Origin of the sequence: Microbacterium zouquanmingi, assembly GCF_052266695.1 — a bacterium.
Lineage (GTDB): Bacteria > Actinomycetota > Actinomycetes > Actinomycetales > Microbacteriaceae > Microbacterium.
The window spans coordinates 118,292-133,874 of sequence record NZ_JBQPQZ010000001.1; the positions used below are offsets into that span (position 1 = coordinate 118,292).

Annotated in this window: 18 protein-coding genes; 11 read left to right on the top strand and 7 right to left on the bottom strand. The window is 65.5% G+C overall.

Annotated features, from left to right (window positions below):
- Window positions 1-67: 67 nt before the first annotated feature.
- Window positions 68-583, bottom strand: a complete 516-nt coding sequence (locus ACTU6U_RS00585; protein ID WP_443467222.1) for a DUF6264 family protein — start codon at window positions 581-583, stop codon at window positions 68-70.
- Window positions 580-1,617, bottom strand: a complete 1,038-nt coding sequence (locus tag ACTU6U_RS00590; protein WP_443467888.1) for a 4-hydroxy-3-methylbut-2-enyl diphosphate reductase — start codon at window positions 1,615-1,617, stop codon at window positions 580-582. Before ACTU6U_RS00590 ends, ACTU6U_RS00585 begins: the two co-directional genes overlap by 4 nt.
- 110 nt (window positions 1,618-1,727) lie before the next feature.
- Here ACTU6U_RS00590 and xseA point away from each other — a divergent pair, with 110 nt between their 5' ends.
- The 6 genes from xseA (at window position 1,728) to ACTU6U_RS00620 (ending at window position 7,053) form a co-directional block, all read left to right on the top strand.
- On the top strand, window positions 1,728-3,005 hold the full coding sequence (gene xseA, locus ACTU6U_RS00595; protein ID WP_443467223.1) for an exodeoxyribonuclease VII large subunit: 1,278 nt from the start codon (window positions 1,728-1,730) through the stop codon (window positions 3,003-3,005).
- Between the two features lie 47 nt (window positions 3,006-3,052).
- Window positions 3,053-3,313, top strand: a complete 261-nt coding sequence (locus tag ACTU6U_RS00600; protein WP_443467224.1) for an exodeoxyribonuclease VII small subunit — start codon at window positions 3,053-3,055, stop codon at window positions 3,311-3,313.
- Window positions 3,310-3,951, top strand: a complete 642-nt coding sequence (locus ACTU6U_RS00605; RefSeq protein WP_443467225.1) for a DUF4245 family protein — start codon at window positions 3,310-3,312, stop codon at window positions 3,949-3,951. Before ACTU6U_RS00600 ends, ACTU6U_RS00605 begins: the two co-directional genes overlap by 4 nt.
- Window positions 3,948-4,622: a carbonic anhydrase gene (locus tag ACTU6U_RS00610; protein WP_443467226.1), complete on the top strand. Its 675-nt coding sequence runs from the start codon at window positions 3,948-3,950 to the stop codon at window positions 4,620-4,622. Before ACTU6U_RS00605 ends, ACTU6U_RS00610 begins: the two co-directional genes overlap by 4 nt.
- Complete coding sequence (locus tag ACTU6U_RS00615) at window positions 4,619-6,013, top strand: class II fumarate hydratase (protein WP_443467227.1); 1,395 nt, start codon at window positions 4,619-4,621, stop codon at window positions 6,011-6,013. Before ACTU6U_RS00610 ends, ACTU6U_RS00615 begins: the two co-directional genes overlap by 4 nt.
- Before the next feature lie 203 nt (window positions 6,014-6,216).
- Window positions 6,217-7,053, top strand: coding sequence for a DUF559 domain-containing protein (locus ACTU6U_RS00620; protein WP_443467228.1), 837 nt, complete (start codon window positions 6,217-6,219; stop codon window positions 7,051-7,053).
- A 103-nt stretch (window positions 7,054-7,156) separates the two neighbouring features.
- Here ACTU6U_RS00620 and phoH2 read toward each other — a convergent pair whose 3' ends face one another.
- Both phoH2 and ACTU6U_RS00630 read right to left on the bottom strand, forming a co-directional pair.
- Window positions 7,157-8,482, bottom strand: a complete 1,326-nt coding sequence (gene phoH2 / locus ACTU6U_RS00625; protein WP_443467889.1) for an RNA 5'-3' helicase PhoH2 — start codon at window positions 8,480-8,482, stop codon at window positions 7,157-7,159.
- Window positions 8,483-8,703: 221 nt separating this feature from the next.
- Window positions 8,704-9,486, bottom strand: a complete 783-nt coding sequence (locus tag ACTU6U_RS00630) for an isoprenyl transferase (RefSeq protein ID WP_443467229.1) — start codon at window positions 9,484-9,486, stop codon at window positions 8,704-8,706.
- Window positions 9,487-9,616: 130 nt separating this feature from the next.
- Between ACTU6U_RS00630 and trhA the strand changes: the two genes are divergently transcribed.
- The 3 genes from trhA to ACTU6U_RS00645 are packed head-to-tail and all read left to right on the top strand — an operon-like array spanning window position 9,617 to window position 11,580.
- Entirely contained in the window at window positions 9,617-10,321 is a 705-nt protein-coding gene (gene trhA, locus ACTU6U_RS00635) for a PAQR family membrane homeostasis protein TrhA (RefSeq protein ID WP_443467890.1), read from the top strand.
- An 18-nt stretch (window positions 10,322-10,339) separates the two neighbouring features.
- The gene (locus ACTU6U_RS00640; RefSeq protein ID WP_443467230.1) at window positions 10,340-10,813 is read left to right on the top strand and encodes an S-ribosylhomocysteine lyase; all 474 of its coding nucleotides are present in this window, start codon (window positions 10,340-10,342) and stop codon (window positions 10,811-10,813) included.
- Entirely contained in the window at window positions 10,813-11,580 is a 768-nt protein-coding gene (locus ACTU6U_RS00645; protein WP_443467231.1) for an SDR family NAD(P)-dependent oxidoreductase, read from the top strand. The genes ACTU6U_RS00640 and ACTU6U_RS00645 overlap by 1 nt, the downstream gene beginning before the upstream one ends.
- Before the next feature lie 24 nt (window positions 11,581-11,604).
- Here the strand turns inward: ACTU6U_RS00645 and ACTU6U_RS00650 are convergent, their stop codons facing one another.
- Window positions 11,605-11,940: a hypothetical protein gene (locus ACTU6U_RS00650; protein WP_443467232.1), complete on the bottom strand. Its 336-nt coding sequence runs from the start codon at window positions 11,938-11,940 to the stop codon at window positions 11,605-11,607.
- A gap of 68 nt (window positions 11,941-12,008) precedes the next feature.
- On the opposite strand from ACTU6U_RS00650, the gene ACTU6U_RS00655 reads away from it, so the two are divergent.
- Together ACTU6U_RS00655 and greA are read left to right on the top strand one after the other, a co-directional pair.
- A complete protein-coding gene (locus ACTU6U_RS00655; RefSeq protein WP_443467233.1) occupies window positions 12,009-12,395 on the top strand; it encodes a DUF4307 domain-containing protein in 387 nt (128 codons plus the stop codon).
- A 115-nt stretch (window positions 12,396-12,510) separates the two neighbouring features.
- On the top strand, window positions 12,511-12,999 hold the full coding sequence (gene greA, locus ACTU6U_RS00660; RefSeq protein ID WP_443467234.1) for a transcription elongation factor GreA: 489 nt from the start codon (window positions 12,511-12,513) through the stop codon (window positions 12,997-12,999).
- A gap of 91 nt (window positions 13,000-13,090) precedes the next feature.
- On the opposite strand, the gene ilvA is transcribed toward greA, so the two are convergent.
- Both ilvA and ACTU6U_RS00670 read right to left on the bottom strand, forming a co-directional pair.
- A complete protein-coding gene (ilvA, locus tag ACTU6U_RS00665; protein WP_443467235.1) occupies window positions 13,091-14,320 on the bottom strand; it encodes a threonine ammonia-lyase in 1,230 nt (409 codons plus the stop codon).
- Window positions 14,317-15,510: an AI-2E family transporter gene (locus ACTU6U_RS00670; protein WP_443467236.1), complete on the bottom strand. Its 1,194-nt coding sequence runs from the start codon at window positions 15,508-15,510 to the stop codon at window positions 14,317-14,319. Before ACTU6U_RS00670 ends, ilvA begins: the two co-directional genes overlap by 4 nt.
- Window positions 15,511-15,583 lie beyond the last annotated feature (73 nt).

Below are 15,583 nucleotides of genomic sequence, written 5' to 3' on the forward strand. Positions count from 1 at the left end.
TGCAAAACCACGCCGAGACCGCGTCGATTCGACGCGGTCTCGGCGTGGTTTTGCAGGTTCGATGGAGCTACTGCCCTGTCGCACCGTTCAGGTACGCGATGAAGGCGGGATCGTTCATCATCGGCACAGTGATGCAGATCGTCGTGATGATCATGGTGACGACAGCCCCGACGAGCGGCACCCACCAGCTGAGCTTGCCGCGACGCAGACGTCGCACCGACAGCCAGGCGGTGATCGCCCAGCCGATGAACAGCACGACCGCGGCGACTGCGCCCCAGGTCTTGCCCTGCGCGAAATTCGTGAACTCGCCGTCGATGCCGAGGATCTCCATGCTCTGGTTCATCAACGCGGGAAGATCCAGATACGACATCGCGGTCATGAAGACATTGACCACGCCGTACGCGAGCAGAGCGATCGTGATGATGCGATCCCACGGGCGGGCGGCTGGCGCGGACGGCGCCGCCTGCACGGGAGCTGCGGGCGCGGCCTGTATCACCGGTGCCTCGTCCACAGGAGGGAGCCCGGCCAGCCGGCGCTGCTCCTCAGGCGTCGCGTACTCTCCGTACGACGGACGGTCACTCATGAAGAAGCAGCTCCCGTACGGCCGCCGAGCGCACGCGGGTCCTTCTGGCCCGAAATGTCCTGACGAAGCTCCTTGGGAAGCGAGAACATCAGGTCTTCCTCGGCGGTCTTGACCTCTTCGACATCCCGGTAGCCGGCGCCGCTCAGCGCCTCGAGCACCTCGCGGACGAGCACCTCGGGCACGGAGGCGCCACTGGTCACGCCGACCGTCTCAACGCCGTCGAGCCACTCCTGCTTGACCTCTTCCGCGTAGTCGACGCGGTAAGCGGCCTTCGCACCGTATTCCAGAGCGACCTCAACGAGACGCACCGAGTTCGACGAGTTCGACGAGCCGACGACGATCACCAGGTCAGCGTCTTTCGCAACCTTCTTGATCGCGACCTGACGGTTCTGCGTGGCGTAGCAGATGTCGTCAGACGGAGGGTTCTGCAGGTCGGGGAACCGAGCGCGCAGTCGGTTGACGGTCTCCATGGTCTCGTCGACCGACAGTGTGGTCTGCGAGAGCCAGACGACCTTCGAAGGATCCTTCACCTGCACGGTGTCGGCTTCGTCGGGCGAGTTCACGATGGTCACGCGCTCGGGTGCGTGCCCGGCTGTGCCCTCGACCTCTTCATGTCCTTCGTGGCCGATCAGCAGGATCTCGAAGTCATCACGCGCGAACCGCACCGCTTCGCGGTGCACTTTGGTCACCAGCGGGCAGGTCGCGTCGATGGCGTGCAGTCCGCGATCGGATGCTGCATCCACGACTGCTGGCGAAACACCATGCGCGCTGAAGACAACGTGTGCGCCCTCCGGCACCTCGTCGACCTCTTCGACGAAGATCGCTCCCTTCGCCTCGAGCTCGGTGACGACGTGGATGTTGTGCACGATCTGCTTGCGCACATACACGGGTGCGCCGTAGCGCTCGAGCGCCTTCTCGACGGCGACGACGGCACGGTCGACACCGGCGCAGTAGCCGCGTGGAGCGGCGAGCAGAACGCGCTTGTGTCCGTCGACCGGGATATCCTGAAGCCGCGTCGCCCGCGAACGTGGAATACGGGGAACGGGAAGATGTACGGTGGCCTGGCTCACACTTCGATCCTACCTTCGGGCGGCGGTGAGAGGCCTGGGCGTCGCACCGGGCGCACAACCGATGAAAGGACGCGATGACGGTCTTCGAAGCCTCCTCCGCGAATGGCCAGACGCCCCCGGCAGACGCGGTCGCACCCCGCGATTCGACAGCGGATGCTCCGACCTCAGTCGCGCGACTGAACGGCACCATCCGCGACTTCATCGCCCGGTGGAACACCGTCTGGGTCGAGGGTGAGATCACCTCGTGGAACGTCCGTGGCGGCAACGTGTTCGGCCGCCTCAAAGACACGCATTCCGACGCGCAGATTTCGATCCGCGTGTGGTCGAGCGTGCGCGGCCGAATCCCTGCCGACCTCGCGATCGGCGACCATGTGATCGCCGCAGTCAAGGCCGACTACTTCGTCAAGGCCGGAGATTTCAGCTTCACCGTTGCGAGCATGAAGCACGTCGGTCTCGGCGACCAGCTCGAGCGGCTCGAGAAGCTCCGTGCGCAGCTGCGTCAAGAAGGCCTGTTCGATGCATCCCGCAAAAAGCCGTTGCCCTTCCTTCCGCACGTGATCGGACTCATCACCGGCGAGCGATCGGATGCCGAGAAGGACGTTCATCGCAACGCCGAGCTGCGCTGGCCGCAGGTGCGCTTCCGTACCGAATACGCCGCTGTGCAGGGGGACCGGTGCGTCCCCGAGACGCTGGCGGCGCTCGCACGACTGGATGCCGATCCCGACGTCGACGTGATCATCATCGCCCGTGGCGGTGGTGATCCGCAGACGTTGCTGGGATTCAGCGACGAGCGTCTCGTACGCGCGGTGGCCGCGGCCTCCACCCCCATCGTCTCGGCGATCGGCCATGAGAACGACCACCCGCTTCTCGACGATGTCGCAGACCTGCGCGCATCGACGCCGACGGATGCTGCCAAGCGCGTCGTCCCTGACGTCGGAGAGCAGCGGGCGCTCATCGGCCAGCTGCGCGCCCGCGCGACCTCGCGCCTGACTCAGCGCATCTCTCATGACATCGCACAGCTCGAGCAGCTGCGCTCGCGCCCGGTGCTGCGCTCCCCCGAGCCGATCATCGCCGCACGCGCGCAGGAGCTCTGGCTGCTGCAGTCGCGTGGGCGCGACACGATCGATCGACAGTTGGATGCTGCTGGCCGCAAGACCTCCGAGCTGCGCGCGTCGCTGCGCGCGCTGTCCCCTGCCGCAACCCTGGCCCGCGGGTACGCGATCGCTCACCTCGACGGGGGCGTGATTGTTCGCGATGCATCGGATGCTCCAGCAGGCAGCACCCTCACCATCACCGTGGACCGCGGATCGATCGCCGCCCGATCCGAAGGTGAGATCGCCGAGGTCGGCTGATCGTTACCCGGGCAGGCGTTGTCGGAGCGCGTCGTAGACTGGGGAGCGTGACTGCGCCCAACGACACCCCGGTGGAATCCCTGTCGTTCGAAGACGCCCGTGACGAACTCGTTCGCGTGGTCTCCGAGCTCGAGCAGGGTTCTCCTACGCTCGAGCACTCACTCGCTCTGTGGGAGCGCGGCGAAGCGCTCGCCGCCCGCTGCGAGGAATGGCTCCTCGGCGCGAAGCGACGTCTCGAGGCCACGCGTGCCGCGGCATCCGACTCTTCGGCATCCGATTCCGCAGACTCCATCGGGGCGAGTTCATGAGCAAGCAGCCACGCGTCGTCGCGGAGCTCGGTCGGCCCGAGACTGCTGAAGAGACCGCTGAGCGCAAGGCCGAGTTCAGCAAGACCTATCGTTCCAGCCAGACGTTCCGCAACCTGATCGCGGCGCTCATCATCACACTCGCCGTCGTCGCGATCGTGATCTTCGGCGTGCCACGGGGCCAGCCGGCATCCGAACCCGAAGTCGATCTGCCCGGGATCGCAGCAGACGTCGAGTCAACGATGGAGCGTCCGGTGCTCGTACCCGAGCTGGGCGACTTCTGGCGTGTGAACGCTGCGGAGCTCGAAGGCGGTGCCACCGTCGTCTGGAACATCACTCTGGCGCCCGCCGCTGAAGACGAACGCGGATTCATCCGGGTAGCGCAGGCCTTCAAGGCCGATGCGAAATGGGCGCCGCAGGTGTTGAACGGCACGGCCGCGACCGAGACCACCCGCATCGGCGGCCTTGAGTGGGACGTCTACTCGGTGAGCCGGAACTCCGACGACAACGTGAGCTACGCCATCGGCATCCAGGCAGGCGTCGACTACGTCCTCCTTTACGGCTCGCGTTCCCCCGACTCGACCGCAGAACTCGCCGAGTCTCTTGTGCCACAGATCAAAGAGATTGCAGAGGCCTCATGACAGCTCTCACCCCCACAGCCGCCTGGGAGCAGATGCTCGAGGGAAACAAGCGCTTCGTCTCAGGAGAGCCGCGACACCCTAACCAGGACGTGGGACGACGTCATGACCTCGCCAACCACCAGAACCCGCTCGCCACACTGTTCGGATGCTCCGACTCCCGACTCGCGGCCGAGATCATCTTCGATCTCGGACTCGGAGACCTCTTTGTCGTCCGCAACGCCGGCCAGGTGATCGGCGAATCGATCGTGGCGAGCCTGGAGTACGCCGTCGGTATCCTCGATGTGCCGCTGATCGTGGTCCTCGCGCACGACTCGTGCGGAGCCGTGCGCGCAGCGATCGACGGCACGCCTATCGACGCCGCACCCCTGCCCCCGCAGATCTGGAAGCTCATCGCCCCCATCGTGCCGGCCGCTCGCAAGGTGCTCGCTGAGAGCGGTGGTGTCGCGGTCTCAGACATCGACGCAGAGCTGGTCGGCAAGGAGCACCTGCGCAACACCGTGCGCAACCTGCTGCAGTCGTCCGAGATGATCAGCACCGCAGTCGCCGAGGGGCGGCTGGGCATCGTCGGTGCGAACTACCGTCTTTCCGAGGGCACAGCCGTGCCCGTCATCACTGTTGGAATCGAATCGGGGATCGCAGACGATCCCGCAATCCAGGAGGAATCGAAGTGACCGATACCGAGTACCGCATCGAACACGACACCATGGGCGAAGTGCGCGTTCCCGTGAACGCGCTCTACGGAGCTCAGACTCAGCGCGCGGTGGAGAACTTCCCGATCTCGGGCACCGGCCTGGAGTCGACACAGATCGCCGCCCTCGCCCGAATCAAGAAGGCCGCCGCTCTCGCGAACAAGAGCCTGGGCACGCTCGATGGCGCGATCGCCGACGCGATCGCTCAGGCCGCAGACGATGTGGCTACGGGCGCACACGACGGTGAGTTCCCCGTCGACACCTACCAGACCGGCTCTGGCACGTCGTCGAACATGAACATGAATGAGGTGCTGGCGACTCTCGCCACCCGCATCCTCGGTTCTGCCGTGCACCCGAACGACCACGTGAACGCGTCGCAGTCGTCGAACGACGTGTTCCCGACCTCCGTGCACATCGCCGTCACCCAGGCGCTCATCGACACGCTCATCCCTTCGCTCGACCACCTCGCTGTGGCGCTCGAGGCGAAGGCGGAGCTGTGGAAGGACGCCGTCAAGTCGGGCCGCACGCACCTCATGGATGCCACACCCGTCACCCTCGGCCAGGAGTTCGGCGGCTATGCCCGTCAGGTGCGCCTGGGCATCGAGCGCGTGCAGTCCGCACTCCCCCGCGTCGCTGAGGTTCCGCTCGGCGGCACCGCGGTCGGAACCGGCATCAACACCCCGCTCGGCTTCCCCCAGAAGGTCATCGAGCTTCTCGCATCCGAGACCGAGCTGCCGATCACCGAGGCGAAGGACCACTTCGAGGCTCAGGCCAACCGCGACGGCCTGGTCGAGGCATCGGGCGCCCTTCGCACCATCGCCGTCTCGCTGACGAAGATCAACAACGACCTCCGGTGGATGGGCTCCGGCCCCAACACAGGCCTCGGCGAGCTGCACATCCCCGACCTGCAGCCCGGATCCTCGATCATGCCCGGCAAGGTCAACCCGGTTGTTCCGGAGGCCGTGCTGATGGTCTGTGCCCGTGTGATCGGCAACGACGCGACGGTCGCCTGGGCCGGAGCATCCGGTTCGTTCGAGCTCAATGTCGCCATCCCGGTGATGGGCACTGCGCTTCTCGAGTCGATCCGTCTGCTCTCGAACGCTTCGCGTGTGCTCGCCGACAAGACCGTCGACGGCCTCGTCGCCAACACCGAGCGCGCGGCAGCATTCGCCGGAATGTCGCCGTCGATCGTGACGCCGCTGAACAAGCTCATCGGCTACGAGGCTGCCGCGAAGATCGCCAAGCACGCTGTCGCCAAGGGCATCACGGTGCGCGACGCCGTGATCGACCTCGGCTACGTCGAGCGCGGTGAGCTCACCGAGGCTCAGCTGGACGAGAAGCTCGACCTGCTGAGCATGACGCGCGCGGGCTGACTCGCGGCTCGGGCTCCGCGACACTTTGGGGGCCGGTTACACGAATGTCGGACGATTCTTCGGGATCGGTCCGACATTCGTCGTTGCGGCCCCCGAAGTGTCGGGCACGGCTCGTTCTGCACCGGATGCAGGGAGGCAGGGTTATCCACGGAACGCGTGTTTCCGGGCGTAGACGAACGGATGCTTCCGCCAAAGTAGTCGGCATGTTCGACCCTGCCCTGCTCATCGCACGCCTCGGCGGAATCGTCCGCGGCGTGCGGCTTCAAGAATTCGGCGTCACAAGGCATCAGCTCGCGATCGCCGTCGACGCCGGCGAGATCCGACGTCTGCGCCCGGGGACGTTCGCGTCGCCGGATGCGCACCCGGCTGAGGTGAACGCGGCCATGCACGGCGGAGCACTCACCTGCTCGGCCGGACTTCGGCAACACGGAGTGTGGGTGCTCGCAGCCGTCGGATCCGCTCACGTGTGGGTCGGTCGCCGCGGCCGCGTCCATCCGCATGCGCGCTGCTCGTGTGTGAGCCACTTCTTCCGCGGCACGCCTCCGTTCGGCCTCGCCGAGGTTGAAGACTCCCTCGTCCACCTCTACCGCTGTGAGGGAGCCGAGTCATTCTTCGCGTCCTTCGAATCCGCATGGCAGCTCCGGCTCCTCTCGAAACCGGCGAGGGATCGCGTGCGGGCGGCACTACCGGCATCCGCACGCTGGCTCGTGGATTTCGCGCGACCCGACGCGGGCAGCGGACTCGAATCCATCCTGCGGCTTCGCCTGCACCTCATCGGGATCGCGCTCGAATGTCAGGTGCAGATCGTCGGCGTCGGCCGTGTCGACTTCGTCGCCGACGGTCGCTTGATCATCGAGGTCGATGGAAGAGAGAATCACGATGGCCCGTTGATGCGTCATAAGGATCTGATGCGGGATGCCGCAGCATCCGCCATCGGATACGAGACGCTCCACTTCGACTACGCGCAGGTCATCCACGATTGGCCGAATGTCGAACGGGCGATCCTGGGTGCGCTCGCGCGTCTCCGCGACTATGCATGAGCGACAGGACGGGGGCACGAACGACGGATGTCGGACGATCATCCATGAAACCGTCCGACATCCGTGCAGTCGGCCCCCAAACTGTCAGGGCCGGCGCCCAGCCTCAGCTGAGCTCCCCACCCTCCAGCAGGTCGGTGACCAGTGCCGCGATGGCCGAGCGCTCCGAGCGCATCAGCGTCACGTGACCGAAGAGTTCGTGCCCCTTGAGCGTCTCGATCACCGAAGCGATGCCGTCGTGCCGGCCCACACGCAGGTTGTCGCGCTGTCCGACGTCGTGGGTGAGCGCGACGCGCGAGTTCTGTCCCATCCGGCTGAGCACCGTCAGCAGCACGTTGCGCTCCAGCGACTGCGCCTCGTCGACGATCACGAACGCGTCGTGCAGCGAGCGTCCGCGAATGTGCGTCAGCGGAAGGACTTCCAGCAGTCCTCGCGCGATGACCTCCTCCACGACGTTCCCAGAGACAACCGAGCCGAGCGTGTCGAAGACCGCCTGCCCCCACGGGCCCATCTTCTCGTTCTGGTCACCCGGCAGGTATCCGAGCTCCTGGCCTCCGACGGCGAACAGCGGCCGGAACACGATGATCTTCTTCTGCTGCTGCCGCTCCAGCACGGCTTCGAGACCCGCACACAGCGCGAGTGCCGACTTGCCGGTGCCGGCCCGACCACCGAGCGAGACGATCCCGACGTCGGGGTCGAGCAGCAGGTCGATCGCAATACGCTGCTCTGCCGACCGGCCGTGCATCCCGAACAGCTCGCGGTCACCTCGCACCAGTCGGTACTCGCCGTCGCCGGAAACCCGCCCGAGCGCGGACCCCCGTTCGGAGTGGATGATCAGTCCGGTGTTGACGGGGATGCCGCGAGCATCCTCGCTGATGCCGACCTCGCTCTCGTACAGGTCGCTGATCTCATCGCCGGAGAGGTCGAGGTTGGCGATCCCGGTCCAGCCGGAATCGACCGCCTGCTCGGCGAGGTACTCCTCCGCCGAGATTCCGAGAGATGCCGCCTTGACCCGCATCGGCAGGTCCTTGGACACGATCGTGACGTCTTGGCCGTCTTCTGCGAGATGCATGGCAACCGCGAGGATGCGACTGTCGTTATCGCCGAGCCGGATGCCGCTGGGAAGCACGCCCCCATCCGTGTTGCTGAGTTCGACGCGCAGCGTGCCACCCTCGCCGATCGGCACCGGGTAGTCGAGGCGACCGTGTTCGATGCGCAGTTCGTCGAGGTGACGCAGCGCCTGCCGTGCGAAGTAGCCGATCTCGGGGTCGTGCCGCTTGCCTTCGAGCTCGGTGATGACGACAACGGGAAGGACGATCGAGTGTTCGGCGAAGCGGAACAGCGCCTGCGGATCCGAAAGCAACACTGAGGTGTCGAGCACATAAGTGCGGAGATCCTGGTCAGGCTTCCCAGAGGAAGACCTGTGTGAGATCTGACGGGTTGACTGCTGTGCTGCACGTGTGGTCACGACCCACTCCCGACCCGGGATGCTTCCCGGCTATGCCACGAGTCGGCCTGGGGCCACGAGTCGCGATCCTGAGGGCCGACTCGATCAGACACGGTGTCCGATGCCTCGAAGGTACGGCTGCGGTCGCGCGACACCTCGGAGGACACGCGCGTGGCGGGATTAACGCTGGGTTAACGACCGGATGCTCACCGCCCGAAGCGGCGATCCCGGTCCGTGAAGTCTCTGATCGCGCGCAGGAAGTCGACCTCACGCAGATCGGGGCCGAGCGCCTCTACGAAATAGAACTCGCTGTGCGCGCTCTGCCACAACAGGAAGTCGCTGAGCCGCTGCTCACCGCTCGTGCGAATGACGAGGTCGGGATCGGGCTGCCCTCCCGTGTAGAGGTGCTCCCCGATCATCTCCGGAGTCAGGTGCGCTGCGAGGTCCTCGAGAGTCCCACCGGATGCCTCGTGCTCCCCGATGATCGACCGCACAGCATCCACGATCTCGTTGCGTCCGCCGTATCCGACGGCGAGGTTCACGTGGAGACCGGTGTGCCCGTTCGTACGCGCCTCTGCGTCGGCGAGGACTCGGGCGAGCTCGGTGGGCAGAATGTCTGATCGGCCGACGTGCTTCACTCGCCAGTCCGGTTCCTGCGACAGGCTTTCTGCGAGCTCGGCGATGATCTCGATGAGATCCTCGATCTCTTTCGAGTCGCGTTTTCTCAGGTTGTCGCTGGAGAGCAGGTACAAAGACACGACACGCACGCCGATCTCATCGCACCAGCCGAGGAACTCGCGCATCTTCGCAGCTCCCGCACGATGTCCGTCAGCGGCGGAGTCGAATCCGAGTTGTCGCGCCCACCGCCGATTGCCATCGATCATCATCGCGACATGGTGCGGAACGGATGCCGGATCGAGCTGCCTGCGGAGCCGATTGCTGTACAGCCGGTACAGCGGACCCCGACCTTCGCTCGTGCGTGCATTCACGTGCCTACGCTACCGCGCCACCGGCTCCGACTCATGTGATGCGGCTGAGGATCAAGGATATGTAGAGTTCGTGGCGTGCGCGGCGACTTAGAGTGAGAACGTGAGTACATCCGATTCCGGCTCCGTTCCCGTGCCCGAGCTGCCTCTTGTCGAAGCGGCAGCCGATGATGCCGAGATCGAGATCAAACCGACCTGGCGCGGCTGGCTGCACGCCGGAACTTTCCCCGTGGCGATCGTTGCGGGCATCGTGCTCATCATCCTCGCGGATGGCGCACCCGCGAAGTGGGCAGCCGCCGTCTTCATGGCGAGCTCGCTGCTGCTGTTCGGGAACTCCGCCCTGTACCACCGCATCGACTGGAAACCGAAGACCAAGCTGCTCCTCAAGCGCATCGATCACGCGAACATCCTCCTCCTGATCGCGGGAACCTACACTCCGCTGGCAGTGAACGCGCTCATCCCCGAGAAGGGCATCCTGCTGCTGTGCGTCGTGTGGGCCGGGGCGATACTCGGCATCCTGTTCCGGGTGTTCTGGATAAATGCACCTCGTTGGCTGTACGTCGCCCTCTACCTGGCTCTCGGCTGGGCCGCCGTCATGTACATGGGCGACCTCCTGAACGCCAACGTCGCCATGATGGTTCTGGTGTGCGTGGGCGGGGTCCTGTACACACTGGGCGCCATCGCGTACGCGATGAAGAAGCCGAACCTGTGGCCAGGTCATTTCGGGTTCCACGAGCTCTTCCACCTGTGCACGGTGCTGGCGTTCCTGTGCCACTGGACCGCCTGCCTGCTCATCTCAATCGCACCGTATTCCCCCTCGCTCGGGCTGCCGGGCTGACATCTCAAGGAGAACACCATGGCCGATGTCGAGAGCTTCACCCTCGATCACACTAAAGTCCGCGCCCCCTATGTGCGGCTCATCCAGACGGAGCACGGCCCCAAGGGCGATGCGATCTCGAACTTCGATGTGCGATTCGTCCAGCCCAACGAGGGAGAGATCCCCACGGCAGGCCTGCACACGATCGAGCATGTGCTCGCCAGCCTGATCCGCGATCACCTCGAGGGCGTCATCGACATCTCACCGTTCGGCTGCCGCACGGGCTTCCACCTCATCGTGTGGGGCGAGCCGGGCGTCGCCGCCGTGGTGACGGCCGTGCGAACCGGTCTCACTGCGATCGCAGAGGACATCACCTGGAGCGATGTTCCCGGCGTCGATGCAATCAGCTGCGGAAACTACCGCGACCACAGCCTGCACAGTGCTCGCGAGTGGTCCAAGCACATCCTCGAGCAGGGAATCAGCCTCGACGCGTTCACACGCATGGGCGTGTGATGTTCAACGAGCTGCGCGATCGCGTCATTCTCGTCACCGGCGGCGCCAGCGGAATCGGCGCCGGCACCGCAGATGCGTTCCTCGCAGAGGGCGCGACCGTCGTCAGCGCCGATCTGAGCCTGCCTGAGGGCCTGAACGAGGGTCGCGACGACGAATGGACGGTGCGTTTGGATGTCAGCGACGAGAGCGCCGTAGAGCAGGTCCTGGATGCTGTCGCTGAAACCGTCGGCATCGTCGACGTCGTCGTCACCGCAGCCGGCACCTCCACGATGGGCTTTGCGACCGAGACGACCAGCGCGGACTGGGACCGAAACCTCGACGTGAACGCGAAGGGGTCCTTCCTCGTCGCGCGCGGGGTCGCGCGACGACTGGTGGATATTGGGCGCACCGGCCGCATCATCTTCATCGCCTCTCAGGCCGCGAAGAACGGCTACCGCGGGATGACCGCGTACGTGGCGTCCAAGCACGCCGTGCTCGGGGTGACCAAGACGATGGCGGTGGAGCTTGCGCCGCACGGCATCACGGTGAACGCGATCTGCCCCGGAATCATCGAGACGCCGATGAAGCACCGTGAGCGCATCGAAGGCGGGGCGATCCGCGGGATGACTGCGGAAGAGGTCGCTGCGGAAGACCGTTCGCAGGTGCCGCTCGGTCGTACCGGCACCCCGGAGGATGTTGCCGGTGTCGCGCTTTTCCTCGCGAGTGACCTCGCAAGCTACATGACCGGTCAGGGACTGAACGTCACTGGCGGCATGACGATGCACTGACGCCGGAACCAGCCGGCGTCACGTTCAGCGCGCGTCGCCCGCCGGCGGCTGCTCGTCGTCAGCATCCGCCTGCCCTGTGTCCGTCTTCTCAGCATCCGTCTGCGCGGCCGCCTGTTCGGCGTCGAGCTCCTCACGAACCTCATCGCGATAGCGCACTCGGCGCACCCGACGATTCATATCCCAGATCAGGAGGGCCAGGGCGACGACGATGATGACGATCACGGCGAAGCCTGCGGGGCCAGGGGTGACGGAGTTCGGGTCGACCGTCATCGTCGGAGTCGGCATCGGGGTGTCGGTGTCTGAGAACACTGTTCCTGCGAACACCGTTGCGGCCAGTGCCGTTCCGAAGAGCCCCATCATGTGTCCGCCTCTCGATCACAGGTCGCGTAACCTGGAACTACAAGCCTAACGACCGAAAGGCGACCTGCGTGACGACCGCCGAAGAGCTCGACCAGCGATACGGACGCACCCGCCGTCGGCGCCTACCCTGGCTGCTCGCAATCATCGCCGCTGTCATCGTCGTCGCGATCGCCGCGTGGATGACGATCTCACAGTCCATGAACTCCGTCACCTCCGATGATCTCGGCTTCGAGGTCGTCGATTCGCACGAGGTGACCGTGCGATTCCAGATCTCCGACGCGCACGGCAAAGAGGTCACTTGCGCGGTCGAGGCACTGGATGAGGAGTTCGGCGTCGTCGGCTGGAAGATCGTCGAGATCCCGAAGATGGAGAGCCATACCCAGCAGTTCACCACGACCGTTCCCACTGTTTCAGAGGCCACCACAGGTTTGGTGAACGCCTGCTGGGTCGCATAGAATTCTCTCGAGACGACGCCCTGGCCCATCCGCCGGGGCGTCTTGGCATATCCCCTCAGCCCCACACGGGCGTTCAGAAAACCGCCCTGAAGGGCGTTCGACAAAGGAGCACGCTGTGTCTACAGACGCTCAGGTACCTTTCCTCACGCAAGAGGCCTACGATCGACTCGTCGCCGAGCTCGAGCACCTCTCCACCATCGGTCGCGATGAGATCGCCAAACGCATTGAAGCGGCACGCGAAGAGGGCGACCTCAAGGAGAACGGCGGCTACCACGCCGCCAAGGACGAGCAGGGCAAGCAGGAAGCGCGCATCCGCACCCTCGAGCAGCTGCTGAAGACCGCGAAAGTCGGCGTCGCGCCGGCCAGCCGTGGCGTCGTCGAGCCCGGCACTGTCGTCACCGCTCTCGTCGCGGGTGGCGAAGAAGTCTTCCTCCTCGGCAGCCGCGAGATCGCTGGCGACACCGACCTCGACGTCTACAGCGAGGCGAGCCCGCTCGGACAAGCCATCCTCGGCCTCAAGATCGGCGAGAAGACCTCGTACGAAGCGCCCAGCGGAAAGTCGATCTCGGTCAAGGTCACCGGTGTGGAGACCTTCTCCGGCTGAGTTCCCGCCCGAACCTGCAAAACCACGCCGAGACCGCGTCGCCATGACGTGGTCTCGGCGTGGTTTTGCAGGTTTGCGAGCGAGCGCGAGGCTAGTCGGGCACGACGATCGGGTCGTAACCGGCACGGCGGAGAGTGTCGAGCGTCAGCTCGGTGTGCTCTGCGCCGCGGGTCTCGATGCTCAGCTGCAGGCTGACCTGGCTGATCTGCAAGCCCTGCCCGTGCCGCGTGTGCATCACCTCCATGACGTTCGCGCCGGCTTCGGCGACGAGCTCGGAGACGCGCGCGAGCTGCCCCGGGCGGTCAGGAAGCGGAATGCGGATCGTGAGATAGCGGCCGGATGCTGCCAGGCCATGAGCGACCACACGCTGGAGCAGCAGCGGGTCGATGTTGCCCCCCGTGAGCACTGCCATCGTGTTGCCCGTGTCAGCGATCTTGCCGGCAAGAATCGCGGCGACTGCCACCGCTCCAGCGGGCTCGGCCACAACCTTCGCCTGCTCGAGCAGGATGAGGATCGCTCGCGCGATGTCGTCGTCGCTCACCGTGACGACCTCATCGACGAGGTCCTTGATGATCTCGAACGGCACGACCCCCGGCTTTGCGACGAGGATGCCGTCTGCGATCGTCGGACGCGTCTCGATCTCGATCGGGTGTCCGACGGCAAGAGATGGCGGCACGGCTGCCGAGTTCTCGGCCTGCACACCGATCACGCGAATCGTTCGTCCGAGCTTCGCTGCCGCTGCCTTGGCCGCCGCCGCCACGCCGGCGATGAGTCCGCCGCCGCCGATGCCCATGATGATCGTGTCGATGTCTGGAGCATCCTCGATCAGTTCAAGGCCGAGGGTTCCCTGACCGATCACGATGTCGCGGTGGTCGTAGGGGTGGATCATGATCGCGCCGGTGCGCTCGGCGTACTCGGCGGCGAGCCGCAGCGCCGTGGACACCGTTTCCCCCTCGAGCACGACCTCCGCACCATAGCCGCGCGTGGCGAGGAGCTTGGGAACGGGAACACCCAGCGGCATGAAGACCGTCGCGGGAATCCCCAGTGCCTGTGCCGCCAGCGCCACACCCTGCGCGTGGTTTCCGGCCGATGCCGCCACCACACCGTGCGAGCGCTCCTCGGGAGTGAGCTGCGAGAGCCGGTACCCGGCACCACGGATCTTGAACGAACCGGTGCGCTGAAGATTCTCCATCTTCAGCACGACGGGCGACCCGAGAATGTCGGAGAGCGCTCGGGAGGGCAATGTCGGAGTGTGCGAGATCACGCGCTCCAGCCCCCGTGCGGCTTCTTCGAACTCGGCCAGGGTGGGGACTGCGCTCATGTGCTCCTCCGTCTCCGCTCGCGCGGCACTGTACTCCAGATCAGATCACCGGGCGGTCTGGCGCCGGTTTTCCACGAACCGCTGCTGAGGCTGACCGCGACCACGTTCACGAACGCGGCCAGCGGCACAGCGAAGAGCGCACCCGGGATGCCGGCGATCATCGATCCTCCGGCCACCACGAGCACAACGGCCAGCGGGTGAACCTTGACTGCCGAGCCCATCAGGATCGGCTGCAGAATATGCCCCTCGATCTGCTGAACGCCGATCACCACGACCAGCATCCACAGCGCATTCCACGGGTCGTTGTAGACCAGCGCGAGGAAGACGGCGACGGTGCCGGTGGTGACGGCACCGACGATGGGGACGAACGCACCGAGGAACACCAGCACAGCGACCGGGATGGGCAGCGGAACACCGAGAAGGAACGCGCCGAGGCCGATGCCGATCGAGTCGATCGTCGCCACGAGCAGCTGAGTCTTGGCGTAGTTGACGACGGTGCGCCATCCGCTGCGGGCGGAAGCGTCGACTGCCGGGCGGGCGGCCTTGGGGAAGAGCTTGGTCGTCCAGCGCCAGATCCCGCCGCCATCGGCGAGCAGGCAGATCAGGATGAACACCGTCAGCAGCGCGCCGATGACGACGTGCCCCGCCGTTGTGCCGATCGCCAGAGCCCCCGACCACAGGAGCTGCGCCTGCTGCTGGATGAGCTCGAAGCCCTGGTCGAGGTAGTCCTGGATCTGCGAATCGGTCAGATGGAGCGGCCCGTCGATGAGGTAGGCGCGCAGCCCCTCGACGGCGGTCACGGTCCGTGCCTGAACTTCCGGCCACTCGCGTGAGACCTGCCAGCCGACCAGCCACATCAAGCCCACGACGATCGCGATCGTACTCAGGAGTGAGACGACGATCGCGAGCCAGCGCGGTACGCGGTGGCGCAGCATCCACTCGAATGCCGGCCAGAGCAGTGCCGTGATGAGGATGCCCACCAGCAGCGGAATGACCAGGAGCTTGAGCAGAATGACGAGCCAGATGATCACACCCGCAGCCGCAGCGATGAGCAGCAGCCGCCAGGCGTAGCTCGCGCCCACACGCAACGAGAATGGCACACTGTTGTCAGCCTCGGTCGAGATCGTCCGATCGGTGGGCATGCGACCCCACAGAAGATCACGCTTGCGAGGGCGTTGCTCATCCGTCATGCGGCAAGTCTAGTTGCGGCATGATGTCTGCTGTGACGTCGCCGTCGATGTCTGAGACGGACGATACGCTGAC

Bases quoted from the DNA above. Each gene is read 5' to 3' on its own strand.
- ACTU6U_RS00585 (WP_443467222.1), bottom strand. From the start codon at position 583: ATGAGTGACCGTCCGTCGTACGGAGAGTACGCGACGCCTGAGGAGCAG.
- xseA (WP_443467223.1), top strand. From the start codon at position 1,728: ATGACGGTCTTCGAAGCCTCCTCCGCGAATGGCCAGACGCCCCCGGCA.
- ACTU6U_RS00605 (WP_443467225.1), top strand. From the start codon at position 3,310: ATGAGCAAGCAGCCACGCGTCGTCGCGGAGCTCGGTCGGCCCGAGACT.
- ACTU6U_RS00610 (WP_443467226.1), top strand. From the start codon at position 3,948: ATGACAGCTCTCACCCCCACAGCCGCCTGGGAGCAGATGCTCGAGGGA.
- ACTU6U_RS00620 (WP_443467228.1), top strand. From the start codon at position 6,217: ATGTTCGACCCTGCCCTGCTCATCGCACGCCTCGGCGGAATCGTCCGC.
- ACTU6U_RS00640 (WP_443467230.1), top strand. From the start codon at position 10,340: ATGGCCGATGTCGAGAGCTTCACCCTCGATCACACTAAAGTCCGCGCC.
- ACTU6U_RS00645 (WP_443467231.1), top strand. From the start codon at position 10,813: ATGTTCAACGAGCTGCGCGATCGCGTCATTCTCGTCACCGGCGGCGCC.
- ACTU6U_RS00650 (WP_443467232.1), bottom strand. From the start codon at position 11,940: ATGATGGGGCTCTTCGGAACGGCACTGGCCGCAACGGTGTTCGCAGGA.
- ilvA (WP_443467235.1), bottom strand. From the start codon at position 14,320: ATGAGCGCAGTCCCCACCCTGGCCGAGTTCGAAGAAGCCGCACGGGGG.
- ACTU6U_RS00670 (WP_443467236.1), bottom strand. From the start codon at position 15,510: ATGACGGATGAGCAACGCCCTCGCAAGCGTGATCTTCTGTGGGGTCGC.